This is a genomic window from bacterium, assembly GCA_026398675.1.
Lineage (GTDB): Bacteria > RBG-13-66-14 > RBG-13-66-14 > RBG-13-66-14 > RBG-13-66-14 > RBG-13-66-14.
In genome coordinates, this window is sequence record JAPLSK010000206.1 from 1 (window position 1) to 3551 (window position 3551).

The 3551-nt window shown below is 56.5% G+C and carries 3 protein-coding genes; all 3 read right to left on the reverse strand.

The window, feature by feature from the left end:
- Window positions 1-171: 171 nt before the first annotated feature.
- Window positions 172-687, reverse strand: a complete 516-nt coding sequence (locus NTW26_06865; GenBank protein ID MCX7021978.1) for a hypothetical protein — start codon at window positions 685-687, stop codon at window positions 172-174.
- Window positions 688-711: 24 nt separating this feature from the next.
- Complete coding sequence (locus NTW26_06870; GenBank protein ID MCX7021979.1) at window positions 712-1071, reverse strand: hypothetical protein; 360 nt, start codon at window positions 1069-1071, stop codon at window positions 712-714.
- A gap of 49 nt (window positions 1072-1120) precedes the next feature.
- A partial coding sequence (locus NTW26_06875) for an N-6 DNA methylase (GenBank protein MCX7021980.1) occupies window positions 1121-3551 on the reverse strand: 2431 nt, incomplete at its 5' end.

Below are 3551 nucleotides of genomic sequence, written 5' to 3' on the forward strand. Positions count from 1 at the left end.
AGCAAAACGGGCAGGAAACGGGTCATCAATTCCTCCTAAAAGATTGAGCACACCCAGTATATCCGCACGGTTGCGGAATTCCCAGGTTATTTTGCGGCCCCCCTCCCCACCCCCCTCCCCGGCCCGTAGGCGAGCCTCCACCCAGAGGGGGGAGGGAGGCCACTCCGGGACTCAGTCCGCCCAGGTGATGATCAGCCGCGTCGAGTCCTCGCTGTCCACCCAAGCGTGGTACGTCCCACCGGCCTTTATCCGCGGCAGCATCACGGGCGAAACGCACTGCAGGTATTCCCGCACCCCGTAGCTCGGCAGCCCCTCGGGCATCACCGCCAGGTCGAAGATGTAGAAGGGGTCGTTGTTGAACTGGATGCCCGCCGGCTTGAAGTCCAGAATCTTCACCCTGGCCGGTCGTCCGCCGCTCTTGAGCATGTCCAGGCGGGTCTGCTGACGCAGGAAGAGCGCCCCGGCGTCCATGCGGTTGATGCTCTCACGCATGGTGGGCATGGGCGGGAGGTCCTTGGTGGCCACGGCCACCTTCCCCAAGACCCAGACCATCAGCAGTCCGCCGGCGATGAGCGCCCCGCCGGTTATCCAGAGGACGACCTGGGCCATCGGCACGAAGAACCCCGCCACACCGACGCCCGCGCCGATCACGGCCATGATCCAGCCCGCACCGCCTTTTCCGGCCATCCCGCCTCCTATCGTAATCGGACGCTACTTGGAGAACTCGTTGTAGAGGTTCCCGTAGCGCGTCCGCACCGCCATGTGCTGGCCCATGCGCGCCACCCAGCCGTTCTGCACGACCTGCCATTTGCCCGACGGCACGCCCATGCTCTCGGCGAAAGTGTTGACCTGCTCGACGCCCAAGATGCCTTTTTTCAACATCATAGCGGAGATTTCGGCGTACTTGTCCACGGTGACGCTCTCGATGGGGGCCCACATCGGGTCGTTCAAGTCCACGGGCCGATTGGCGTCGTCCTGGGCTTTCTGGGCGGCGGCCTGCTGCTCCTGCGCCGCCTTGCTCATCTCGTTGGCGCCCTTCATCATATCACCGAAGTTCTTCATAATGCCCATCTTGAACCCTCCCTTGGTCGGATTATGGAACCGTTCGACGGACCGCCGTTCAGACGGCGTGTTTATGCCAGATGTCGTTGATTTCGGAGACCTTATCCACGGTTTCCAGGCTCACCGTGACGACGCGCTCCAGGAGCCGAATCACGAAATCGTCTTTGGCGGGGTAAGCGCGGAACTGGTCGCAGACCCATTCCACGGCGCTCCGGTTGCCGAGCCGGTATTCCAGCGCCTTCGGCGGCAATCCTCGCAATGTTAATATTTCATTGTACCGAACGACCGTTCGGTCCCTGGAGTCCAGGCGCAGCTTGGGGCAGGCCCAGTCGAACTCTTCGCCTTTTGTGGATTTCTCGATGCGTTTCAATTCGTAGGGTTTCGCCGCTTCGTAAGTCAGGTGCACCTTCGCCAGCTCTTCCCCCAGCTCGGCGAGGCGAACAAATGTTCGGCGATCGCCCAAAAGGGGAATGCGGGGGAGGGATTTTTTCAGGTTTCGCTCGTATTTTTCCCGGTAGCCTTTGGCATGGAGGAGGGCGTAGGTGTAGTGGAAGATTTTCCACGGGGATGCGGGGCCGAAGGCCGGGTCGGCGGCGTCGGCCTTCTGGTCGTAGAAGTCGCCCGCCAGGCCGTAGCGGGTGCGGAAGAGCTTGACACCCCAGGGCGTGACGTTCAGCCGCCGGTTCGAGCCGTCCTCGTCATATACATATAGCGGGAAGCATTGGGCCTTTTCGTATGCAAAATCAAAGGAGGTAATATGGTTGGTAATTAATGTTCCAAATGGCATTCTGTTACCAACACCGGCTACGGTAATAACCCGGTTCTCACGCTCAGTCTTCGATGTGGGTAGAAATTGGTGCCAAAGATATACGCAGTTATTCCATATTCGATCATAATAGATACGTTTGTGAGTAAATGGACGATAGAGTGTATGCCGCACATGAGCCGGCTGATATTCCGAATAATGCTCATTCACCAACCCATTCTTTAAAGTCCTATCCCAATTGATTTTGTCTTTATCTTTTATAACCCAGTTGTCTAAATCGGCACCCGTTGGACGTCCCGATCTTTTCCATCGGTCAATTTCCAAATTATATAATTCCATCATTTTCTTTACGCGCTGTTCCAGTTGCCAATCGTCGAAGTTATATACCACATCGTCACGGCTAGACATCACACCACACGAATATGTATTAAAGATAGACTCAGCCTGCTGAAGCTTCTTGGTCTTCTCCTCCTTGTTACCAATTGAAGCAAGAGAATCAAAATCGTTATCAGGTACAAACCACTCCCGACCCTCACCGGGAGGCAGCAGCTTCCAACATTTAACATGACTATAATTACCACTGTTGTCTAAAAAGTCTAACTTAGCACTTTTACTCCAGCCTTCCTCCACACTCGCGTATCGTAAATCACATTTACCCCCACCTTTTTTCTTAACGAAAATCGTTATCCCTACACCAACTTTAATCCCGAATACGTTGCCGCCCTCACCAAGGCGGGCGTTGCCACCCAAATCAAGATGATAGATGTTGGAATAGTCATTAAGCAGATGTTTACGTAGACCATCGGCGGCGATACCTTCGATGAAACTATTATTTGAAATAAAGCACACAATGCCTTCATCGCCCACCCTATCCGTAGCCCAGCGGATGAACTGGACGTAGGGGTCGTAGAGCTTATTCTTTAGTGTTGCCTTTGAGTCTTTCGCGTATGTATCCCGAATACGTTTCTCAATAGCGGGGTGGGGGATATTCTTCGCGTTTAAGTTCTCGGATTCCTGCTGTGTGTTGTACGGCGGGTTGCCGAGGATGACGGTTATCTCCGCCTTCTCCTGCGCGTGTACCCGCTCGGCGTTGGCGGGGGAGAAGCCTTCGAGCAACGGCTGCTCCTCGACGGTGTTCAAAAGGAGCGTGTCGGTGAAGCAGACGCCGGGGAACGGTTTATCCGTGCCGGTTAAATCCTTATAGGTGGCTTCGATGTTCAGCCCCGCGATGTAGTACGGCAGGAGCAGTATCTCGTTGGCCCAGAGCTCGTGGAGGTATTTCCGCTCCAACGCCGAAGGCCGCAGGGCCTTTATTTTCTTGAGCACCGCGACGATGAAGTTGCCGGTCCCCGTGCAGGGGTCGAGGATGTGAACGCCGGTGTCGGCCAGCGACTTGGAAAAATGCTCGCCCAGGGCGGCCTCGACGGAATTGACGATGAAGCGGACGATGGGCTGCGGGGTGTAAACGATGCCGAGGCGGTCGGCGTCCTTGGGCGAATAGACGTTGAGGAACGGCTCGTAAACCTTGGTGAGGAAGTCCTGCTTCTCGGAGAAATCGTTGACCAGGTCGGCGTAGGTTTCGACGGCGCGGAAGTACTGATCGAGTCCGGCCATGTGGCGGTCGCGGGAGGGGGCGTCGCCGAGGAAGGCGTCCACGAGGTTCTCCAGCTCGCGGGCGACGGCGTTGGTCTGGCGGAATCGGTCGTAGCGGAAAACGCGGCGG